This window comes from Acinetobacter sp. GXMZU3951 (assembly GCF_054457875.1).
The window spans coordinates 111,946-132,206 of record NZ_JBTLFO010000008.1; the positions used below are offsets into that span (position 1 = coordinate 111,946).

The 20,261-nt window shown below is 41.7% G+C and carries 19 protein-coding genes and 1 tRNA gene; 6 read left to right on the top strand and 14 right to left on the bottom strand.

Annotated elements, in window-relative coordinates; translation table 11 throughout:
- Positions 1-22: 22 nt before the first annotated feature.
- The 6 genes from ACX17N_RS12840 to ACX17N_RS12865 form a co-directional block, all read right to left on the bottom strand.
- Complete coding sequence (locus ACX17N_RS12840) at positions 23-844, bottom strand: TatD family hydrolase (RefSeq protein ID WP_458892967.1); 822 nt, start codon at positions 842-844, stop codon at positions 23-25.
- A gap of 11 nt (positions 845-855) precedes the next feature.
- Complete coding sequence (locus ACX17N_RS12845) at positions 856-1,809, bottom strand: RsiV family protein (protein ID WP_458892968.1); 954 nt, start codon at positions 1,807-1,809, stop codon at positions 856-858.
- 62 nt (positions 1,810-1,871) lie between these two features.
- Entirely contained in the window at positions 1,872-2,696 is an 825-nt protein-coding gene (locus ACX17N_RS12850; protein ID WP_458892969.1) for a hypothetical protein, read from the bottom strand.
- Between the two features lie 99 nt (positions 2,697-2,795).
- Positions 2,796-4,385, bottom strand: coding sequence for a peptide chain release factor 3 (locus tag ACX17N_RS12855; protein ID WP_458892970.1), 1,590 nt, complete (start codon positions 4,383-4,385; stop codon positions 2,796-2,798).
- Positions 4,386-4,552: 167 nt separating this feature from the next.
- Positions 4,553-5,044 (bottom strand): Lrp/AsnC family transcriptional regulator, encoded by a 492-nt coding sequence (locus ACX17N_RS12860; RefSeq protein ID WP_458892971.1) that lies wholly within the window; start codon positions 5,042-5,044, stop codon positions 4,553-4,555.
- Positions 5,045-5,171: 127 nt separating this feature from the next.
- Positions 5,172-5,816: a YitT family protein gene (locus ACX17N_RS12865; protein WP_458892972.1), complete on the bottom strand. Its 645-nt coding sequence runs from the start codon at positions 5,814-5,816 to the stop codon at positions 5,172-5,174.
- 891 nt (positions 5,817-6,707) lie between these two features.
- Here ACX17N_RS12865 and hppD point away from each other — a divergent pair.
- Both hppD and ACX17N_RS12875 read left to right on the top strand, forming a co-directional pair.
- Positions 6,708-7,760: a 4-hydroxyphenylpyruvate dioxygenase gene (gene hppD, locus ACX17N_RS12870; RefSeq protein WP_458892973.1), complete on the top strand. Its 1,053-nt coding sequence runs from the start codon at positions 6,708-6,710 to the stop codon at positions 7,758-7,760.
- A 244-nt stretch (positions 7,761-8,004) separates the two neighbouring features.
- The gene (locus ACX17N_RS12875) at positions 8,005-8,466 is read left to right on the top strand and encodes an SMI1/KNR4 family protein (RefSeq protein ID WP_458892974.1); all 462 of its coding nucleotides are present in this window, start codon (positions 8,005-8,007) and stop codon (positions 8,464-8,466) included.
- A gap of 313 nt (positions 8,467-8,779) precedes the next feature.
- Here the strand turns inward: ACX17N_RS12875 and ACX17N_RS12880 are convergent, their stop codons facing one another.
- From ACX17N_RS12880 to fahA, 4 genes are all read right to left on the bottom strand, one after another.
- Positions 8,780-9,559 carry an IclR family transcriptional regulator gene (locus ACX17N_RS12880; RefSeq protein WP_458892975.1) on the bottom strand — a complete coding sequence of 260 codons (780 nt, stop codon included), beginning with the start codon at positions 9,557-9,559 and terminating at the stop codon, positions 8,780-8,782.
- Positions 9,560-9,801: 242 nt separating this feature from the next.
- A complete protein-coding gene (locus ACX17N_RS12885) occupies positions 9,802-10,350 on the bottom strand; it encodes a VOC family protein (RefSeq protein WP_458892976.1) in 549 nt (182 codons plus the stop codon).
- 20 nt (positions 10,351-10,370) lie between these two features.
- Positions 10,371-11,009 carry a maleylacetoacetate isomerase gene (gene maiA, locus ACX17N_RS12890; protein WP_458892977.1) on the bottom strand — a complete coding sequence of 213 codons (639 nt, stop codon included), beginning with the start codon at positions 11,007-11,009 and terminating at the stop codon, positions 10,371-10,373.
- The gene (fahA, locus tag ACX17N_RS12895; RefSeq protein WP_458892978.1) at positions 10,996-12,303 is read right to left on the bottom strand and encodes a fumarylacetoacetase; all 1,308 of its coding nucleotides are present in this window, start codon (positions 12,301-12,303) and stop codon (positions 10,996-10,998) included. The genes maiA and fahA overlap by 14 nt, the downstream gene beginning before the upstream one ends.
- Before the next feature lie 494 nt (positions 12,304-12,797).
- On the opposite strand from fahA, the gene ACX17N_RS12900 reads away from it, so the two are divergent.
- The gene (locus tag ACX17N_RS12900; RefSeq protein WP_458892979.1) at positions 12,798-14,195 is read left to right on the top strand and encodes an amino acid permease; all 1,398 of its coding nucleotides are present in this window, start codon (positions 12,798-12,800) and stop codon (positions 14,193-14,195) included.
- Between the two features lie 165 nt (positions 14,196-14,360).
- Positions 14,361-15,575, top strand: coding sequence for an amino acid aminotransferase (locus ACX17N_RS12905; RefSeq protein ID WP_458892980.1), 1,215 nt, complete (start codon positions 14,361-14,363; stop codon positions 15,573-15,575).
- Between the two features lie 235 nt (positions 15,576-15,810).
- On the opposite strand, the gene ACX17N_RS12910 is transcribed toward ACX17N_RS12905, so the two are convergent.
- From ACX17N_RS12910 to ACX17N_RS12925, 4 genes are all read right to left on the bottom strand, one after another.
- Positions 15,811-16,221 carry a WYL domain-containing protein gene (locus ACX17N_RS12910; protein WP_458892981.1) on the bottom strand — a complete coding sequence of 137 codons (411 nt, stop codon included), beginning with the start codon at positions 16,219-16,221 and terminating at the stop codon, positions 15,811-15,813.
- A gap of 434 nt (positions 16,222-16,655) precedes the next feature.
- Positions 16,656-17,183: a hypothetical protein gene (locus tag ACX17N_RS12915; protein ID WP_458892982.1), complete on the bottom strand. Its 528-nt coding sequence runs from the start codon at positions 17,181-17,183 to the stop codon at positions 16,656-16,658.
- Positions 17,184-17,208: 25 nt separating this feature from the next.
- Positions 17,209-17,739 carry a DUF2939 domain-containing protein gene (locus ACX17N_RS12920; protein WP_458892983.1) on the bottom strand — a complete coding sequence of 177 codons (531 nt, stop codon included), beginning with the start codon at positions 17,737-17,739 and terminating at the stop codon, positions 17,209-17,211.
- Positions 17,740-17,904: 165 nt separating this feature from the next.
- Positions 17,905-17,991: transfer RNA gene (locus ACX17N_RS12925), tRNA-Leu, on the bottom strand.
- Positions 17,992-18,161: 170 nt separating this feature from the next.
- On the opposite strand from ACX17N_RS12925, the gene queA reads away from it, so the two are divergent.
- Complete coding sequence (gene queA / locus ACX17N_RS12930) at positions 18,162-19,199, top strand: tRNA preQ1(34) S-adenosylmethionine ribosyltransferase-isomerase QueA (RefSeq protein ID WP_458892984.1); 1,038 nt, start codon at positions 18,162-18,164, stop codon at positions 19,197-19,199.
- 24 nt (positions 19,200-19,223) lie between these two features.
- The gene (locus ACX17N_RS12935) at positions 19,224-20,252 is read left to right on the top strand and encodes a hypothetical protein (protein WP_458892985.1); all 1,029 of its coding nucleotides are present in this window, start codon (positions 19,224-19,226) and stop codon (positions 20,250-20,252) included.
- Positions 20,253-20,261: the final 9 nt, after the last annotated feature.

Genomic DNA, 20,261 nt, shown 5'->3' on the forward strand with positions numbered 1-20,261 from the left:
GTAATTTTAGCCAGTCTGATTTTTAATGTGACAGCCTTAAACACTGCTGAGTATTCAGCCACAGCTGATCTGCCAACCGCTGTTCTTCTATCTGTAAACTTTGTGCCAAACCTTGTAACACATAAGGCAAGTTGGCTGGGGTATTCCGCGTGCGCGCTTGACTAGAGACTTGGCAACAGAGCGGTGTCATATCGGGACAGTCGGTTTCTAACACCAGATGTTCGGCACCAATGGCTTGAACCACCCGATGCAGTTTTTTGGCATTGGGATTGGTGATTTGCCCTGTGACTCCAATTTTAAAACCGAGTTTAATGAAGGCCTTGGCTTCTTCAACCCCGCCACTAAAGGCATGGGCAATGCCTCCCAACTGGAATTTTTGTTTTTTTAAAATCGTCAGGCTTTCAGCATGGGCTTTACGAATATGCAGCAAAACCGGTTTCTGATACTGGCTGGCAAGTTGCAGTTGTGCTTGAAAATAATCCTGCTGTTTGGCAAAAATTTCAGGCTGTTTATGCTCAGCTAAAAAGGTATCTAAACCAATTTCCCCCACTGCCACACACGTCTGCTGTTGTAGCAACTGTTCAAGTTGCTCTAAGTGCTCAGCTTGATGTTGTTCAATATAAAAAGGATGCAAACCAGGAGCCAAATAAGCCCGTGGTGCCTGAGACAATTGATTCAGCCATTGCTGGGTATGTACTAACTCGGGAAAGCGGGATGCAACAAAACCAATCAGCACCAAGGCCTCAACCCCTGCCGCTTTTGCCTGATACGCCAACTGCTCCCGATCGGCATCGAAATCCGGCACATCAAAATGGGTATGTGTATCAAACAAAGGGAGCAGCATATCAAGTCCTGTTAGCGGCTTGCTTCACTTGCCGCACTGGCATGAACTTCAGTCGCAGCCGCAGGTAAATATTCTTGCTTCAGAACGCCTTGAAGCTGCTCATAAGGAATGGTGAGACGTGGCAAACCCACCACATAAGGACCGATCTCATATTCACCATACTGCAAAATCAAACCTTGCGGACTTAAATAATAATTATCGGTCAATTTAAACTTCCAAGCTTGCTCATACTCTGCAACATCATTGGCCAGTTTAGATTCGATTACCCAAGCCTTAAAGGCTTCATGGGCCTGTTTTTCTAAAGCTGCCCGCTGATTTGCAACCAGAATTTCATCCAGCTTGACCAGTTTTTTCTGTTCTAAATCAAAATTGTAATATTGCTGTGCCGAGGCACCATGTGCACCGCCTAAATAGCTACTGCTATTTAAGACCACCGTCACCAATGGTCCTTTGGCATTCAAAATGGTGGGCTTAACCATGACACTAATTTTATGGTTTGAGCTTAGCGCCTTGATTTCCTGATCGAGCTTGAGCAAGGCCAAGCTATAGGGTTGTAATTGTTGCTCGAGCTGTTGTTTCACGGTCAAGCCTGCTTGAACACTGGCTTGCGATGCCGCAGCGGTGTTTGCCATGGAAGCCGCCTGCTCGGCAGGTAATTCTGGCGAAACGGCAAGAATCTGCTCCACCTGCTTTAAAATTTCAGCATCCATATAAGCATCAATAAACGGTTGATTACTGCTTAAACGTTCAATGATCAGTTCAGGGCAATTTTTACCATCACACTCAGGCAAGTTGAGTTGTAATTTTTCTGAATCCCCAATCAGCTGAAGCGCCTGTTCTTGTGCTACTGCCGCAGATGCAGCCGTTTCCACATTTTCCGACTCCGCTTTCTTGGGTTGACACGCCGTAAGCATCACCGCTGTTGCCAATAGACTCAGTGTCCAGAGTGTTTTATTTTTTGTCATCAGATTCAAACCTATCCTCTTTTCAATTGAGCTTGCATGCGCCCTACACAGCAGCATTTTGCCTAAAACATCGCTTGATAGATATCGGCTTTTAACACCTGTTGTGTTTGTGCTTTGTTCAGGTAAATATCCAATTGTTTCGCATCTTGCGCAATTTGCTGACTACGGTAATGCAAACCAATGCCCTCACTGTCAAAAAACCAATCTGCCTGCCCCCAATACAGTTTTTTCGGGGCTTGCTGTCGCACTTCGGCAGTTTGTTGTTGCCACCATTGCTGATAGGCTTTTTGAACCAAATCATTCATATAAAGTTGCTGCTTTGGCTCGACAATGTCAAGTAGGCTAAGCCCTTGCTGTTTTTTACGGTCAGCCACAGCAAAGTAGTAACGCTCATTTACTTTAACTTCTTCTTGCTTACTGTCCACGCCCAGTTGTAACAGCACATATTGGTTGCGTTGATAGGCAATCCGGGTATAAAGCGCCAATTGATAAGCGGGATTTTTCGAATACTTGGCCTGCCATGCATCTGACTGTTTCACATAAGCATTGACTGCCTGTTGCAGGCTCATGTCTTGCTTTAAGCCAATCTGATCTTGAATCACCATCGCTTGATTTTTGGCGATCCACGCATTTAACCACTCATCCTGAGTTTTCAGGGTTTGAATGTCGATATCAATACAATTCTTGGTTTCGCAGAAAGGTAATGCGATTTTGGCCGGTTGCTGCTGAATATGTAAATACGGCAAAACTTCCGCTTGATCGCTGTTAAAAATGGAGGCAGGCGAGTTCTGCTCCTCATCTTGCGACTTTGAAGAAGTGTCACAGCCAGACAAGCTCATACCGATGCAGAGTAAAACTGAAAGATGAATAATGTTGTTGTTTTTCATTGCCGCCACACATTGGGTTGCCTCAATGCAACCTTGCTCTGAAAATAGATCATTCCCAAGTAAAAACAGCCTCCGAAAGAGACTGTTTTTACACTTCACTTAGTGTTCACGCGTATTACGGAACACGATGTCTGGATAGCGCTCTTGCATAAGCTGTAAGTTCACACGGCTCGGTGCAAGATAGGTTAAATGCCCACCACCATCGACCGACAACTGGTCATGTGCCTTTTTCTTAAATTCATTGAATTTCTTGTCATCATCACAAGAGACCCAACGTACGGTATGGATGCTCACCGGCTCATAAATACAGTCGACTTTGTACTCTTCTTTCAAACGGTACGCCACCACTTCAAACTGAAGCACACCGACCGCACCGACAATCAGGTCATTGCTGTTTTGCGGCATGAAGACCTGCGTTGCGCCTTCTTCAGACAACTCTTTCAGACCTTTTTGTAGCTGCTTAGATTTAAGCGGATCTTTCAAACGTACACGGCGGAACATTTCCGGTGCGAAGTGCGGAATTCCTGTGAATTGCAGCTTTTCACCTGAAGTAAAGGTATCGCCAATTTGAATGGTGCCGTGGTTATGTAAACCAATAATATCGCCCGGCCATGCTTCTTCAAGATGCTGACGATCCCCTGCAAGGAAGGTTAAGGCATCACTAATCCGGATATCTTTATCAATCCGGACGTGTTTCATTTTCAAGCCTTTTTCATACTTACCAGAACAGATACGCATGAAGGCAATACGGTCACGGTGTTTCGGATCCATATTGGCCTGAATCTTAAACACAAAGCCTGTGAAGCCTTCTTCTGTCGCTTCAACTTTACGGTCTTGAGTCGGATGTGCCTTCGGTTCAGGCGCGTAGTTGCTAAAGGCATCTAGCACATGATCGACACCAAAGTTACCGAGAGCCGTACCAAACAGCACTGGCGTTTGGCGACCCGCCAAAAACTCTTCACGGTCTAAAGGCTCATTGGCCATTTGTACCAATTCTAAAGACTCTTCAAATGCCGCCCAAGCCAACTCACCGACTTTTTCGCGCAGATCGGCATGATCATAACCCTCTCGGATTTCAATCTCGGTAATGGTTGAGCCAAAACCAGCTTTATACACATAGAATTTTTCTTCGATCAGGTTAAACACCCCAGCGAAGTCACGACCTGAACCCAGCGGCCAGGTAATGGGTACACATTTAATTTTTAGGACGTTTTCAATTTCATCCAAAAGCTCAAGCGGCTCACGGATTTCACGGTCCATTTTGTTCACGAAAGAAATAATCGGTGTGTCACGCATACGACAGACTTCCATCAATTTGATGGTTCGGTCCTCGACCCCTTTTGCACCGTCAATCACCATGAGTGCAGAGTCAACCGCGGTTAAGGTCCGATAGGTATCTTCCGAGAAATCTTCGTGTCCTGGGGTATCCAGAAGGTTGATCATCTTGTCTTTGTATGGAAACTGCATCACAGAGGTGGTAATGGAAATACCACGTTCTTTTTCCATTTCCATCCAGTCCGAGGTCGCCGCACGGTCTGATTTACGGCTTTTTACCATCCCCGCAACCTGAATGGCTTTACCCCATAACAGCAGTTTTTCTGTCATGGTGGTTTTACCCGCATCGGGGTGGGAAATAATCGCAAAAGTTCGGCGAGCCGCGACTTCTTTCAATAATTGATCTTTGAACATTGGGGAAATCTGCAATTTGTACACAGCGGCTTTCACGCAATTTGCGCGTGGCAGGTCACTGTCAGGTGAGACAAAAATAGGCTCAATTGTAGCGTAAGAATCGTTTTTCTTCTATTGCTTTCATGCTGAAGGTTTGGCCTGCAATTAGACCAAACCCAAACCCGTATTTAAGGTGTTTCTGTATTGACTACAGGATTGCATAACACAATCGAGTTTTCTTTCAGTTTTTCCAGCACAATAGAAGTGGTGATGTCATTAATCTGAAATTGATGTGAGGAAATTTTACTGATCAATTGCGACATCTCATCTAAGTTTTTGACCGCCACTTTGAGTAAAAAATCTGAGGTGCCTGTGAGCTTATAGGCATCGCGAATGCGCGGTTCATCCAAAATAAACTCGAGGAACTTATCAAAACCCGCATCGTAATGATTGCGAATACTGACTTCGATCATGCCTGTAATCGGAGATGGATCGGCTTTTAAGGCAATTTGCGCATAATAACCAGTGATAAGTTTTTTCTGTTCCAGTGTGGCACGACGACGTGAACATTGCGATGCTGAAAGACCGATCAGCTCTGCCAGCTCCTGATTGGTTAAACGACCATTTTGCTGTAATTGCTGAATAATTTTACGATCGTAATCGTCCAGTTCTTCGCTCATCATCTATCCCAGAATGTTGTTATCAAACTGCTGAAAAAACGCGTTTTTCGCTGCAAACTACTTTATAGAAACAGGGAGAGAAAAACAAATCCAATCTGTTTAACTCTACTCTCCCTAAAAACAGTGCTTAAGAAGCCACGTAACGATCTTTACGATGATTCATGGCAATAATCATATTCAAGACCACAGCACCCATAATCGAAATTAGTAACAGATGAAGATCGACGAAGAATGCTGAGGCAATCAGAATACTAATATCGACAAACATCTGGAATTTCCCCACAGAAATACCGTATTTCTCGTTCAAGAAAATCGCCAATAAATTAATCCCGCCCATACTCGATTTATGCCGAAATAAAATCAGGAAGCTCACACCCAGAATAATATTAGCAATCAACGAGGCATACACGGGATGGATATTTTTCAGGCTAAAAAATTCCGGGTTGAATTCGGCAAAAACCGAGACCAAGCCAATCGCAGCCATGGTTTTCAACACCACTTGCAACCCCATTTTCTTATACGCCAAATAAAAGAATGGAATATTGATACCAAAGAACAGCGTGCCGAAGGACAGATGAAACACGTAATGCAGTAACAACGCTAAACCTGCGGTACCACCAGTCATAATACCGCCCTGTTGGATGATATTAATCGCAAAAGACAGCAAGAAGGTGCCAATAAATAAAGCCACGATATCTTCGACTTTAGAATGGGACATAGGCGCTGGGAGAGATGCCAAAACGGCAGAATTTGATAAAGGTTGGTTGTCCATAAATAAATCCAAGACATACAATACGCAAATATAATGCAAATTTTATACCATAATGAAATATTTAAGCATTTATCAGTTATTTCAGCACTAATATTTCATTCAATCCCGTAATTTACGCACCTTTCAGCGGTCTTAAAACCTAGAAGCAACCGTTGCTAGCCACGATCTTCCCATACCGCAATCAAGCACAAAACATGCATTAAATTAATTTTATTGCACATAATGGTGCATTAATTATTTTTATGCACAATTTTGTTGCAAATTTTAATAATTATGGATTATACAATGCGAATAAAGCTTGTTAATTTAATTGCTAGACCGACATGGATCATGCGGCATAAATTCGAGTCATTTCATGATGTTTAGCTGATAACTAAATATGAGTATTTGAAATTATTGAAGATTTTATTGCTGAGTACTGAGAATTTCTGAATATCGCCATCTGCGGTTCCCACCATATGGGCAGAAATTCACAGCACAAACGGGCTCAGAGATGGTTTAAAATTACATAATTCATAATTAAATTATGTATTGCATAATGAAATTGAATTTAGTAAGCTGTTCTCAAGCCAAAGTATGCTGAAATGCACCATTATGGAGCAAAATCAGCATACATAAACAGATGAAGGCATCAGGGAAGCCAACAATAATCAACGGACATCACTGTAATCACATACATTACAGACCATACATTGATTCATGACGACTCCCTCATGTCTACGCAGTAATCACGGATGTGGAACAGGACGTTTTTTGAATTTGCCGAGCATTGGATTGCACGGCGTGAATTGAATCCGCATGAAGCATGTTTTGAAATGCGTTCATGCCGTCCTTGACATCAAAAACACCCTGAACATTGGACTCGTCATTTCACGACAAGAGGGAAATAAGATGGATATTTTAGAAAACCCATTAGAATTATGCGGATTTGCATTTATTGAGTTTGTATCAAAGGAAAATGATCTTGATCCAATTTTTGAAACCATTGGATTCAGCAAAGTCGCAAAACATAAATCCAAAAATGCATACTTATGGCGTCAAGGAAATATCAATATTATTTTGAATTATCAACCTGAATCCTACGCCTCTTACTTTTACAAAGAGCATGGTCCTTCGGCTTGTGCGATGGGCTTTAAAACCCGTGATGCTGCCAAAGCATTTAAAAAAGCCCTTGAATTGGGTGCAGAACCGATTTATAGCCAAGTCGGGCCAATGGAATTGAACATTCCTGCGATTAAAGGCATTGGTGGTATGCCAATTTTCCTTGTGGATCGTGACATTTATGAAAATGATTTTGAGTTTATTGAAGGGGTTGAAACTCACCCAAAAGGCACAGGTTTAAATGAAATTGATCACCTGACCCATAATGTTTATAAAGGGCGTATGGAGTACTGGGCAAATTTCTATGAGAAAATCTTCAACTTCCAAGAAATTCGCTACTTCGATATTAAGGGTGAATACACGGGTTTAACCTCGAAGGCCCTCACTGCACCAGATGGCAAAATCCGTATTCCATTAAATGAAGACTCGGACAAAGGCAACGGTCAAATTGCCGAATTCCTTGCCGACTTTAATGGTGAAGGCATTCAGCATATTGCCTTTATTACCGATGATTTAATTGGCACGTGGGACAAACTCAAAGCCCTTGGCATGAAATTTATGACCCCACCACCAAATACCTACTACGAAATGCTGCCAGAACGTTTACCAAATCACGGTGAACCGACTGAAGAATTACAGCGCCGTGGTATTTTACTGGATGGCTCAACCCAAAATGGTGAGAAGAAACTGCTGTTGCAAATTTTCTCGGAAAATATGCTAGGGCCAGTCTTCTTCGAGTTTATTCAACGTAAAGCGGATGATGGTTTTGGCGAAGGTAACTTTAAAGCCCTATTTGAATCGATTGAGCGCGATCAAATCCGTCGTGGTGTGTTACAAGTTTAATTGCCAGACCGCACGTCTAACGCCTGAAGGTGAACCCATTTAAGCCTTCAGCGCGGCAAGAAAAAAGGCGACTAGAAATAGTCGCCTTTTATTATCTCAGCTGCATATTCTTATGGACACCAACTTTCACAATTAAATGAACAGCGAGTCCTATCTAATTTGGATACTTCAAATGGGTTATAACAACTCAATTTCGTATAATCGCCATTATGTTAAATTATAAAAAATACTAGGATTCAATAATATGGATAATATTACAGTGATTTCTGACTATGGAAGTATAGATAAGAGTGTTATTGAGGAATTTGAGAATTCAAGGAGTATTACCTTTCCTACAAAATATAAAGAATTAGTAGGTAAACATAATGGGTTAAATTTTATTGAAAGTTGGTTTGATTATTTTGATGGAACTAAAATAGATGAGGCCTCATTTTCTTTTTTGACTTTTGGAGATTTCATAGGGGCAAGTATAATTTCAAAGTTACAAGACTTATATGATGCCTCGAAAGGGATTGTAAATTTTGGTGCAGTTGGTAATGGTGATTATATTGGATTTGATTATAGTCAGAATCCTGAAACTGATAATCCACCGATAGTAATAGTTTATCATGATGATTATGTTGAAGATGAAAATAGAAATTTGAAGATGCGTATTATAAAAGTTGCAGAAAATTTTGATGACTTTATGAATATGTTGCATGAGTAATTTTTCTATTAAGTTAAGATTTCCTAAAATCAACATAATGCACGTTATACGAAATGCTTTAAGTTTTTCTTTAAGCATCAATATCTTAGTAAAAGCCGTTCCTGCATTCAGCGCACTGGAACGGCTTTCTCATGATTCTTCACGTTCCACGCCTATTCTTCGATCAAAGTTCCACGGTTTTATGTAGTCTCATTTAACCCTAAAACAGAAAAAAAATGTCCAGATGAAATAAGAATAGACGTCCAAGGAGTTATTGATTTTGCACTTCAGCCTCAAATACACGCGGTAAAATAGATAAAAGTCCGCGTGTTATTTAGCGAGCTTGAATATATTGATTGATTAATGCCACTTCTTGCTGCAACTGTTTGACTTTCTCGCTGCCTTCATTCAACGGCAAGAAGGTTTCGCTATCAATCGCCACCACTGAAAATTCAATCTGCCCTTGCGTATTAAACACAGGCAATCCCACAGCATTAATGCCCACCAGTAAATCCCCTTTCGCTAATGCGATGCCGGTATGACGAATCTGCTGTTTTAACTGTACAAACTCCTCCCAATGCGCAGGTTTTAACGCCAAGCCCAGTGTCGCGGCTTTATCCCATTCCTGCTGCATTAGCGGGCGAATAATCGTTTCGGGTAAATACGAGGCAAATACACGTCCAGAAGCCGAATTCACCAAAGGCATAATCGAGCCGACTTTGGTCACAATCGCAATAGGATGATTAGATTCAATCGACTGCACCACCAAAGGTCCACGGGGTGACCATTTACTGATTTGAATGCTGCAACCAATCTTGGCCTGCAAGGCATAAATCATCGACTGCACCAATTGCAGAGCATCGGTATGCTGAATGCAGTTTAAACCCAAACGCCAGGCCTGATCGCCCAGTGCATATTGTCCGTCATCTAACTGCTTGGCGTAATTCATCCGAATCAGACTCACCAGATAGCGATGCACTTTAGCAGGATGCATCGCCAGTTTATGCGAGAGATCCTTTAGAATAATCGGTTGATTATGTTCGACCAGTGCATTTAACACCGCCAAACCGACTTCAAGCGATTGCACGCCACCCGATAACTTTTCTTCAACCATTGATGTGCTCTTTAAAGGTCATTTTTTCAATCATTTGTTTAATTTTGTCGAACCACACAGGGACAAATTGGTCGGTGACATCATGCCTGAGATTTAGGAAAAACTGAAATCATCTTTTAATTTAATCCAGCAAAGTTTCATTCTTGGGTTTTACCGCATTCGAAACGAAAAAAAAACTGCACTCGGTCAAAATGCAGTTAAGGGTAAAACCTAAAATGACATGCTTAAATGACATGCATCAATCACGCGCCTAATTCTTCCTCATGTAAAAAGTGGGTATGATGCGGTGCACGTTTGGTTTTGCTCCACTCATCCAGCATTTCCAGTTTCATTTCTTCGGTAATACGTGCGATTTTTTCATCGGCATGGGCATCGTTATAGGTCAGTTCCAAACGGTGACCATTGGGATCAAAGAAATAAATCGAATGGAAAATACCGTGATTGGTCACGCCCAAAACTTTCACGCCATGCGCTTCTAAATGGGCTTTCGCGGCCATTAATGCGTTTAAATCTTCTACTTCAAAGGCAATATGCTGCACCCATGCTGGGGTGTTTTCATCACGTCCCATCTCGGGCTGCGTCGGTAATTCAAAAAATGCCAACACATTGCCCTGACCCGCATCTAAAAATAAGTGCATATAAGGATCAAAGGCTTTGGTCGATGGCACATGATCTTCCGCAAATGCCAAAATAAAATCCATGTTCAACATGGTTTTGTACCATTGCACCGTTTCTTTGGCATCTTTACAACGGTACGCCACGTGATGAATTTTTTTAATTGCAAAACACATAATCAAACTCCTTTTCTGTTTTATTCCCAATCAGCTTGTTGTTCTGGTGCAGCCTGCTGGAAGGCATCGAGCTGCATACAATGCATATAAATCGATTGGATTTTTGGATATTCCGTTAAATCAATCTGGAAACGCTTGGCGTTATATACTTGAGGAATCAGGCAGCAATCGGCAAAACTCGGTGAAGTACCGAAACAATACTGCCCATTGGAATGCTGTAATTGCTGCTCCAGACTGTGAAAACCAAGCTTAATCCAGTGCTGATACCATGCAGTTCGTTCCGTATTTCCCACTGCCAGCGTGTGTTCCAAATACTGCAACACTCTTAAATTATTCAAAGGATGAATCTCGCAAGCAATTTGCAAGGCAAAAGCACGCACCTGTGCGCGTTGCAGCACATCTTTCGGTAATAAGGCCGTTTCAGGATAGGCTTCTTCGAGATATTCCAAAATACTGAGTGACTGGGTCAGCACATGCTCTTGATCAAGCAGCGTCGGCACCAACTCACTCGGATTTAACGCAGCATAGTCTGCGGAATGTTGTTCACCGCCCTGCTTGAGCAAATGCACCGCCTGAGTCTCGAACGGTAAGCCTTTTAAATGCAGTGCAATGCGCACCCGAAAGGCTGCCGAACTACGGAAATAGCTATACAGTTTCATGCTGTGCCTGCGCTGTTTCGGCAAAGTCAAAACTCAAGGCAGGTAAAATGGTATTGCGTACTTCACCAAAGCCAACCCGAATACCGTTTTTCTCGGCATGTCCTTTCATAATGACGGTATCACCATCCTCTAAGAAGCCACGCTGCTCACCATTGGCTAAAGTTAAGGGTGCAGTGGTGTTCCACGTCAGTTCTAACAAACTGCCGAAAGAATCTTTGCTCGAACCTGAAATGGTGCCCGAGCCCATTAAATCACCGACATTGATATTACAGCCCGCAATGGTGTGATGCGTCAGCTGCTGGGCCATTGACCAGTACATATATTTAAAGTTGGTCTGACAAACCACATCGGCTGTCGCACTTTGTACGGCTTGAATTTCCACCGAAAGCTGAATGTCATAGCTGCTTTCTGAATTTTCTTGTAAATAAGCCAATGGACGTGGCTCTTGTACTGGACCTTGCACTTTAAATGGCTGCAAAGCTTGCATGGTCACAACCCACGGCGAAATAGCGCTGGCAAAGGTTTTCGCATTAAACGGACCCAAAGGCACGTATTCCCATTGCTGAATATCACGCGCCGACCAGTCATTGAGGAGCACCATGCCAAAAATATGGGCTTCCGCATCATCAATATGAATAGGCTGACCTAAACGGCTCGGCTTACCTACAATAAAAGCGGTTTCCAGCTCAAAATCCAGTTTACGTGTCGCAGAAAAAATCGGACGGCTTTGCTCAGGCAGTTTAATTTGCCCAGATGGTCGAACCACATCTGTGCCACTTACGACGACAGAGCTGGCACGCCCGTTATAGCCAACAGGTAATTCACTCCAGTTCGGCAATAAAGCATTTTTAGGATCACGGAACATGCAACCGACATTGGTGGCGTGCTCTTTAGAAGAATAGAAATCGGTATAGCCCGATATCTGAACTGGTAAATGCATGATGGCATCTTGCTGTTTATACAGCACCTGCTGCTGAAGGGCATGATCGTGCTGTAATACAGGGTTTTCAATCGCCAACAGATGTTGCAATTGCTGACGCACTTTATGCCAGTTTGACTGACCGGACTCAATGAACTTATTCAAACTCGGTTGATTGAAATAGTGTTCATGCTCACTTAAACGCAACAGACCCGCTTGTTCTAATGCCGCGAGGTCTAAAATCCACTCTCCAATCGCCACACCAACGCGACGTTCACCCTCTGGTGTACGACTAAAAATGCCGTAGGGTAAATTATGAATTGTGAAATCTGAATCTGCGGGAACGGGAATAAAACAGCTCAATTGTGCGTTCATCGTGATGCCATCCTTGTTATTTTCTCGACTTAATCAACAGAACTGTCGCCAAAAATTTAAACATATATATTTAAAATCATAAACTTATTAAAAATATATCGCCAAATAAACCAACAACAGTTTGTCTCACTAGATTTCATCATACTGAATTTAAAAAATTACGCAATATATAATTTAATTACTTTATTCATAATTTATGAACTTATTCGTACAAAGAATATTCTGATCCCGCTAATCTAACTGCTGTTTTAAGCAGCAGTTTGAACTAGAAAAGCCTGTTCAACACGCTACAATATTTGCCCACCTTTGGTGCATTTCTGCGAAAAAAGGATGAAAACGTAGAAAACACCGCATGCAACACCACGGCTAAATTTTTAATTTTTAAAGAGAATTAAAAATAATTAGACGTTTCACTTGTATATTATTTTTTAATCAATTTATGATATTCGTAATTTATTAGGAAATAATTACGCGACAAGGATGAGAACAATCATATGTCACACAATGAACACGGCCAGCTTAAGCACGGTTTATCCAACCGTCACATCCAGCTGATTGCCCTAGGCGGTGCAATCGGTACTGGGTTATTCCTCGGTATTGCTCAATCCATTAAACTTGCAGGACCTTCAGTGATTCTGGGTTATGCGATTGCAGGTTTAATTGCCTTTTTTATGATGCGTCAACTCGGTGAAATGGTGGTACAAGAGCCTGTGAGCGGTTCTTTTAGTTATTTTGCCAATAAATATTGGGGCCGCTTTGCTGGCTTCATGTCGGGTTGGAATTATTGGGTACTGAATGTTTTGGTCTGTATGGCCGAACTCAGTGCAGTCGGTTTATACGTCCAATACTGGTGGCCTGAAATTCCGACGTGGATGTCGGCACTCGGCTTCTTTATTCTGATTAATGTCATTAACTTACTCCACGTGAAACTCTTTGGTGAAATGGAGTTTTGGTTTTCAATTATCAAAATTGCCGCCATTGTTGCCATGATTGGCTTTGGTTCGTATTTATTGGCAACAGGCAGTGCCGGTTCACAAGCAGCAATTAGCAACCTGTGGGCCTTGGGTGGATTTTTTCCAAATGGTGTCAGTGGCTTAGTCATGGCAATGGCCGCAATTGTATTTGCCTTTGGTGGGATTGAACTGTTCGGCATTACCGCGGCAGAAGCACGTGATCCGCAACAAACTTTACCGAAAGCGGTTAACCAGATTATCTACCGTATTCTGATTTTCTATATCTTAACCTTGGCGGTGTTGTTAGCCCTGTTCCCATGGAATCAAATGGCACAAGGCGGTAGCCCGTTTGTGATGGTCTTTGCATCGCTAGACAGCCATGGTGTTGCCACTGCTTTAAACTTTGTGATTTTGACTGCCGCAGTATCGGTCTATAATGGAACCAGCTATTGCAGTAGCCGTATGTTGCTAGGCTTGGCTGAACAAGGCAATGCCCCACAATTCTTAAAGAAAATTAATAAACGCGGTATTCCCGTTAATGCTGTTCTAATTTCAGCTTTGGTGACGGCACTGTGTGTGCTATTGAACTACATGTTCCCTGAAAAAGCCTTTGGTTTACTGATGATGTTGGTGGTGGCTGCGATTGTGATTAACTGGGTGGTTATTTCCATTACGCATTTAAAGTACCGTCAAAGCATGCAACAGCAACAAAAAACCAGCTTATTCCCAAGTTTGGCTTATCCATTTACCAACTATCTGTGCATTGCATTCATGTTGGGTATTTTGGTAATTATGAGCCTGACCCCGGATATGCGTGTTGCCGTGTATATGATTCCTGCTTGGATTGGCTGCCTGAGTTTGGCGTATTTCATCAAGCAACGTAAACATAAAACTGAAGATGCCGCGTTCATCCTCAACCCCGATAGTTCTTTTAAATAAGACTATTGAATAATCCGTAAATTCCCCCATCTAAGACCAGACTCGCCTAGCATGAATCTGGTCTTGCAAATCTCATGCGAATCGGCTTAAGTTATCACCATTGATGACTGGTCGAAGTGAAGCGCGAACAGTTTGACCCTAGCTGCAACAAACAAGGATTTTTTAATGTTTCAACATATCCCTCCTTATGCAGGCGACCCAATTTTGTCGCTTATGGAACAGTTCAATACCGATCCACGTGAAGGTAAAGTAAATTTAAGTATTGGTCTTTACTACAACGAAGACAGTATTGTGCCTCAGCTTGAAACAATCATGGAAGCGCAAAAGCGTCTTGAGCCACAACAAAGCAAAACCAAATTGTATTTGCCAATGGAAGGTTTCAAACCTTACCGCGATGCGATTCAAGCCTTGTTGTTCGGTGAAAATAGCCCAGCAGTACAAAGCGGTCGTGCTGTGACCATCCAAACTTTAGGCGGTTCTGGTGCACTGAAAGTCGGTGCAGACTTCTTAAAAAATTACTTCCCGAATTCTGAAGTTTGGGTGAGCCAACCAACTTGGGACAACCACGTTGCTATCTTTAATGGCGCGGGCTTAAAAACGCATTTCTACCCTTACTTCGACGCGGAAACACGCGGTGTAGACTTTGATGGCATGTTGTCTTGCTTACAACAATTGCCTGAGCAAAGCATTGTATTGTTACACCCTTGCTGCCACAACCCAACAGGTGCCGATTTAACACCTGCACAATGGGATCAAGTGATTGAAGTATTAAAAGCACGTAATCTTATTCCATTCTTGGATATCGCTTACCAAGGTTTTGGCGAAGGCATGGAACAAGATGCTTATGCGATTCGTGCTTTAGATCAAGCGGGTCTGAACTTCATTGTCAGCAATTCATTCTCTAAGATTTTCTCACTTTATGGTGAGCGCGTTGGCGGTTTGACTTTTGTATGTGACGATGCAGCTTCTGCACAATGCACTTTCGGTCAGCTTAAAGCGACTGTACGTCGTATCTACTCAAGCCCACCAACAACAGGTGCATGGTTGGTTGACCAAGTTTTAAATGACGCTGCGTTAAATCAACAATGGCAAAACGAAGTCAAAGAAATGCGTGAACGTATTATTAAAATGCGTCGTATTTTGAAAGATGAACTCAGCAAAGCACTTCCAGACTATGACTTCAACTACTTGGTTGAACAAAAAGGCATGTTTAGCTACACCGGCTTAACTGGCGAACAAGTGGATACTTTACGTGAAGACTATGCAATTTACTTAGTGCGTAGCGGTCGTATCTGTGTTGCAGGCTTAAACATGAACAATGTTTATGTGGTTGCCAAAGCTATGGCTGAAGTTTTAGCGAAAGCACCTGCTCAAGCTTAATCTTGAGTACAAAAAACCAAGATTGTTTAGATAAACAGTCTTGGTTTTTTTATATTTTTCAGATGTATCTAATCTCAATTTTCAATTCAAAAACTTGCTTCTGTATTCACAAGAATGAATTTCCGATCACACAAAGAGAATCAAACTTAATAAGATTTTTTACATCGTATATATAAAGAAATGCAGTCTTTTCAAATAACAAACAAACTTCCACCTCAGTCGAATAAAACTGAGCTTAAAAAGAAATATGCTTGGTTAAATATTCCAAAATTTCAGTGGAATTAATTAAACGTGAACAATGCTTAGGACATTTCAGACATTTAATTTGATCAACCTTAAAAATACGTTGTTCTGTAAGTAAATGACAGAATGCCTCGACATACCATTGCTGGTTTTCTTGATAGACTCGAATGACATCAATATCTCGAATGGTCATTTGCCCCTTAGAATTTTGATATAAAATCTCAAGGGTTTTACACGGCTCACAAAGACATTCAGACTCCTGTTCCACAGCACTTGTCGCTTGTTCCGTTAGACCTGTTGGGCATGCAACATGCATCTCATGCTTGAGCTTTTTACGCCCAATCCAGACCAATCCCGCAAACAAGATCAACGTCAAAACAGTACCCGCAACTTCAACCTTCAAACCGCACCCCTTTATGTATTTTAAATTCTTTATCTATTTTGAATAGTTTGAAAGAATGCGCGATTGTAGCAAACTGCTTTTCTATAATTGATTCAAATTTAGCATCAATTTTAACTCAATATAAAAAATAGATTTATACATATGACCTAATTATGCAATTTACTTCAATGATTATTTCTTAACATGATGTTCAGTCAATTATCTAAATTCTTTATTTAAACGGAGTGTAGATCAAGAGATTGAAGCTTCAAAGCGTCAAATATGTTTCTTCTGCTCTCGTCCATTTATATTTAATATTTTGCCAACCCATGACAATTATAAAACTTTAGGTCTGTTAACCCTATAGTGAGCATCAATCAATGCCACGCTCTTCAATACACCACATACCCGAATCGAGCATCTCATCTATTCAAATATTTCGGATTGAATAGGGTTTACTCGAATACTATATTTTGAGCATCGCTTGCACAGGCTTCTTTACGTTGCGCTCGATTTCTTTCCAATTGTTCTGCAAGCTCTACCGGCAATTCACAATCTGGATTAAATTCAGTATTTCCAACTATTTTGAGACAGTAAGACTCCCCCTTAAAAGGATTAAGCATCACACTAGGATCTTTCAGGCAATTTTCCAAATCATTCTGACTTTGTTCCACAAGTCGTTGGCATGTATTTGCCCAATCATTGGAATACACCTGATCAGCATCATTGATACAATTTTGATAATGCTGCTTGCGTTGTTCCATCTGCCATTGTTTTTTCTTGAGTGCATTTTGCTCTTCTTGCTTTTGCTTAATTTGTTGCTGTTGTAAATCAAACTTTTGCTGTTCAAGCCTAGGCGCAAAAATAACGTAATAATAAAATATACCCGCACTCGCCAATAAAGCCGCAGCAACCAATCCGACGACTATTAGCATTTTTAAGGGACTTTTACGCTCATGCTGTATTTTTTGCTTGCCAAACATCTACTTACTAACTCAATCTGAACAACTACAAGGGAACAACAACTTTCTGCACTTTCCAACTTAATCCCTCACGAATCATCATGATTTTGACTGCTTTGGAAGTATCTAAAGCTTGAATCTTAACTTCAAAATTCTGCCAAGAAGTATATCCTGCTTTATATTGCGGCTTATGTTGTTGTTTGATGTCAGCAGTTTCATGATCGACGTTACTTCGATACACCTCTTTCAGATCCCGCCCTTGCAAGAGCATTGTCATCCCCTCTGGTGTTACCACTATATCGATCATTTTATCCATGAGTGATGACGCTAGCATTTGCCCCAACCCCGCCAAGTTACCTCGTTCATTCACGCCGATTTCTTGAAGCATGTGGGTATTTATCTGCTCTTTTAAGCTTTGCCGTACACTTGGATAATCAATATATTGAGAAACTTTGGCACTATCCCCTGCTTGGGCCGCATTTTTTATGCTATTCAACACCAGATAAGGCGAAGCATATAAATAGCCGATAAATACCAACATCAACCCAACAACCAACCAAATAATTTTCTTATTCATTTTTCTTTACCAATTTATTTTATCTTCAGCTATAAAATACCCCCTTAACAGCGCAATCTAAAGCAAAAGAAGTTTACTAAAAAAGAAAATGGCAATTGAATACAATAAATCTTAGGCAATAAAAAAACCCCCAAGTCTTAATATGCTTGAGGGCTTTTTAATATATGGTCCCGAGGGTCGGACTCGAACCGACACGTCATCTCTGACAGCGGATTTTGAGTCCGCCGCGTCTACCAATTTCACCACCTCGGGAGAGGTTGTTGATGCGTATATTAACCTGTTTCAAAAACTTGTCAACGCCCAATCATTGCATTTGGTTACTTTTAAAACAGAATGCTTTTTTTAGATTGTTATTTAACCAATTTCGACTAAAAAATGAAAAAAAGCATATACTACAGGCAGTTTTTTTAGCGAAATGTGTCATGCAACTTTCTGACTTCAATTTTGATCTCCCTGATGAGCTGATTGCTCGATACCCTTTAGATACCCGCAGTGCATCCCGCTTACTGCATTTAGATGCACAAGGTCAGTATCACGATCATCAATTTACCGATATTCTAGATTTACTCGATGCTGGTGATTTGCTGATTTTGAATGACACCAAAGTCATGAAAGCGCGACTCAAAGGGAAACGTGCCACAGGCGGAGCCGTTGAAGTTCTGGTTGAGCGTCTGCAAGATGCCCATATCGCGCATTGCCATATTAAAGCCAGCAATTCACCGAAAGCGGGTGCAGAGCTATTTATTGGTGCAGAAGAAATTAAAGTCACGGTTCAAGGTCGCCATGAGAATCTGTTTATTGTTGAATTTTCTCAGCCGATTCTAGATGTCTTGGATCGCTGTGGTCAGTTACCAATTCCCCCATATTTTAACCGCGAAGCGGAAGCAATTGATACTGAGCGCTATCAAACGGTCTTTAATGATCCAACCAAGCTTGCGAGCGTTGCAGCACCAACGGCCAGCTTACACTTTGATCAAGCTTTACTGGAAAAACTTGAAGCCAAAGGCATCAGCAAAGCTTTTGTGACCCTTCACGTGGGTGCGGGAACATTCCTGCCTGTGCGTACCGATGATATTGCCAACCATATCATGCATAGCGAATGGTGCGATGTTCCTGCTGCAACGGTTGAACTGATTCGTCAAACCAAAGCACGTGGCAATAAAGTGATTGCTGTCGGCACCACCGCAACCCGTGCCGTGGAAAGTGCAGCACAAGCCCATGGTGGAGAACTGGCGGCTTGGGTGGGCGACACACAAATTTTTATTTATCCGGGTTATGACTTTAAAGTGGTCGACCGTTTAATTACCAACTTCCACTTGCCAGAATCAACCTTGTTAATGTTGGTTTCTGCACTGTCTAATCGCGACAATATTCTAAATGCCTATCAACATGCAGTTGCTGCACAATATCGCTTTTTCAGCTACGGCGATGCAATGTTGATTGACCGCTTTACAGGATAATCACGCCAAGGATCGCTTTCCCTTATGCCGCTCGAGACTGTGCAACATTCCATTCATATCCGCCGAAAAAAAAACAAGGTGGTGTTTCACAATATCGCACGGCTTTGGGATGTGGGACGGCAAGCCCAGAGCCATCAACAAATTCTTGATGGCTTACATCCTTGGAATGCACCGATCACCTTAAAATTTGATAATGCACTACCCATTTTACTTGGGATGACAAGTGCCGTATTAAGCTTCGCTATTCTGATAGAACCCAGTAGTCTGTGGGCTCAAAGTTGTTTATTTTTCGGCATACTGATGCTGTTTTGGGCCTTTATCTGTTATGAAAATGATGACCCAATTGAAGAAGTCATCGACTATCTAGAACAGCAAACCATTGCACAAAAATATCAGTTGGCTTACCACCGCCAACCGCAACATATATCGATTCCCTTAAACCCAGTCTTATTTATTGCACACTTAAAACGTTTATTTCCCTTGTTTGATCAAGGTTCAGTGGCCAATGATTTTCCTATCTATGCCAGTACGGTGTGGATGGATGAGCAGCATAAAGCGCATCAGGTTTTAGTTTTTCAATATCATTTTGTCAATGAAATCCGAATGAAAGACAAAGATGGCAATCAAGTTAAAGTTCAAGAAGTTCATCGTGATTTATGGGGCGTTTTTGTCTTTGACATTGAAATGCCTGGATTAGCGATTACCACTGCGAGCAAATCCTTTGGCTACCCCTATTCATTTGCTTGGCAGACCAGTGATATTCAGACCAACCAACGATTGAAAATATATGGGTGCGATCAGATGCAACTGGCGAAAATGTTGACCCCTGCAACCGTTCTACGCATCGCGGATTTTTTTCAGTATCGTTCTGGCGACCTCCTGTTCCATCCTGAAAGTAATGTCCTGTGCTATCTTGGACCGCATGATTTGTTTAAAATTTCCAGCAAAGCGGAAAATATTCAAGATATTTCCAGTTTACGTGGTCACTTACGCACGTTTAAACTACCTCATCTAGAACAGTTAAAATCTGATCTATTACAGTTTTTAAAATAACATTCATAA

Bases quoted from the DNA above. Each gene is read 5' to 3' on its own strand.
- ACX17N_RS12840 (WP_458892967.1), bottom strand. From the start codon at position 844: ATGCTGCTCCCTTTGTTTGATACACATACCCATTTTGATGTGCCGGAT.
- ACX17N_RS12845 (WP_458892968.1), bottom strand. From the start codon at position 1,809: ATGACAAAAAATAAAACACTCTGGACACTGAGTCTATTGGCAACAGCG.
- ACX17N_RS12850 (WP_458892969.1), bottom strand. From the start codon at position 2,696: ATGAAAAACAACAACATTATTCATCTTTCAGTTTTACTCTGCATCGGT.
- ACX17N_RS12855 (WP_458892970.1), bottom strand. From the start codon at position 4,385: ATGTTCAAAGATCAATTATTGAAAGAAGTCGCGGCTCGCCGAACTTTT.
- ACX17N_RS12860 (WP_458892971.1), bottom strand. From the start codon at position 5,044: ATGAGCGAAGAACTGGACGATTACGATCGTAAAATTATTCAGCAATTA.
- ACX17N_RS12865 (WP_458892972.1), bottom strand. From the start codon at position 5,816: ATGGACAACCAACCTTTATCAAATTCTGCCGTTTTGGCATCTCTCCCA.
- hppD (WP_458892973.1), top strand. From the start codon at position 6,708: ATGGATATTTTAGAAAACCCATTAGAATTATGCGGATTTGCATTTATT.
- ACX17N_RS12875 (WP_458892974.1), top strand. From the start codon at position 8,005: ATGGATAATATTACAGTGATTTCTGACTATGGAAGTATAGATAAGAGT.
- ACX17N_RS12880 (WP_458892975.1), bottom strand. From the start codon at position 9,559: ATGGTTGAAGAAAAGTTATCGGGTGGCGTGCAATCGCTTGAAGTCGGT.
- ACX17N_RS12885 (WP_458892976.1), bottom strand. From the start codon at position 10,350: ATGTGTTTTGCAATTAAAAAAATTCATCACGTGGCGTACCGTTGTAAA.
- maiA (WP_458892977.1), bottom strand. From the start codon at position 11,009: ATGAAACTGTATAGCTATTTCCGTAGTTCGGCAGCCTTTCGGGTGCGC.
- fahA (WP_458892978.1), bottom strand. From the start codon at position 12,303: ATGAACGCACAATTGAGCTGTTTTATTCCCGTTCCCGCAGATTCAGAT.
- ACX17N_RS12900 (WP_458892979.1), top strand. From the start codon at position 12,798: ATGTCACACAATGAACACGGCCAGCTTAAGCACGGTTTATCCAACCGT.
- ACX17N_RS12905 (WP_458892980.1), top strand. From the start codon at position 14,361: ATGTTTCAACATATCCCTCCTTATGCAGGCGACCCAATTTTGTCGCTT.
- ACX17N_RS12915 (WP_458892982.1), bottom strand. From the start codon at position 17,183: ATGTTTGGCAAGCAAAAAATACAGCATGAGCGTAAAAGTCCCTTAAAA.
- ACX17N_RS12920 (WP_458892983.1), bottom strand. From the start codon at position 17,739: ATGAATAAGAAAATTATTTGGTTGGTTGTTGGGTTGATGTTGGTATTT.
- queA (WP_458892984.1), top strand. From the start codon at position 18,162: ATGCAACTTTCTGACTTCAATTTTGATCTCCCTGATGAGCTGATTGCT.
- ACX17N_RS12935 (WP_458892985.1), top strand. From the start codon at position 19,224: ATGCCGCTCGAGACTGTGCAACATTCCATTCATATCCGCCGAAAAAAA.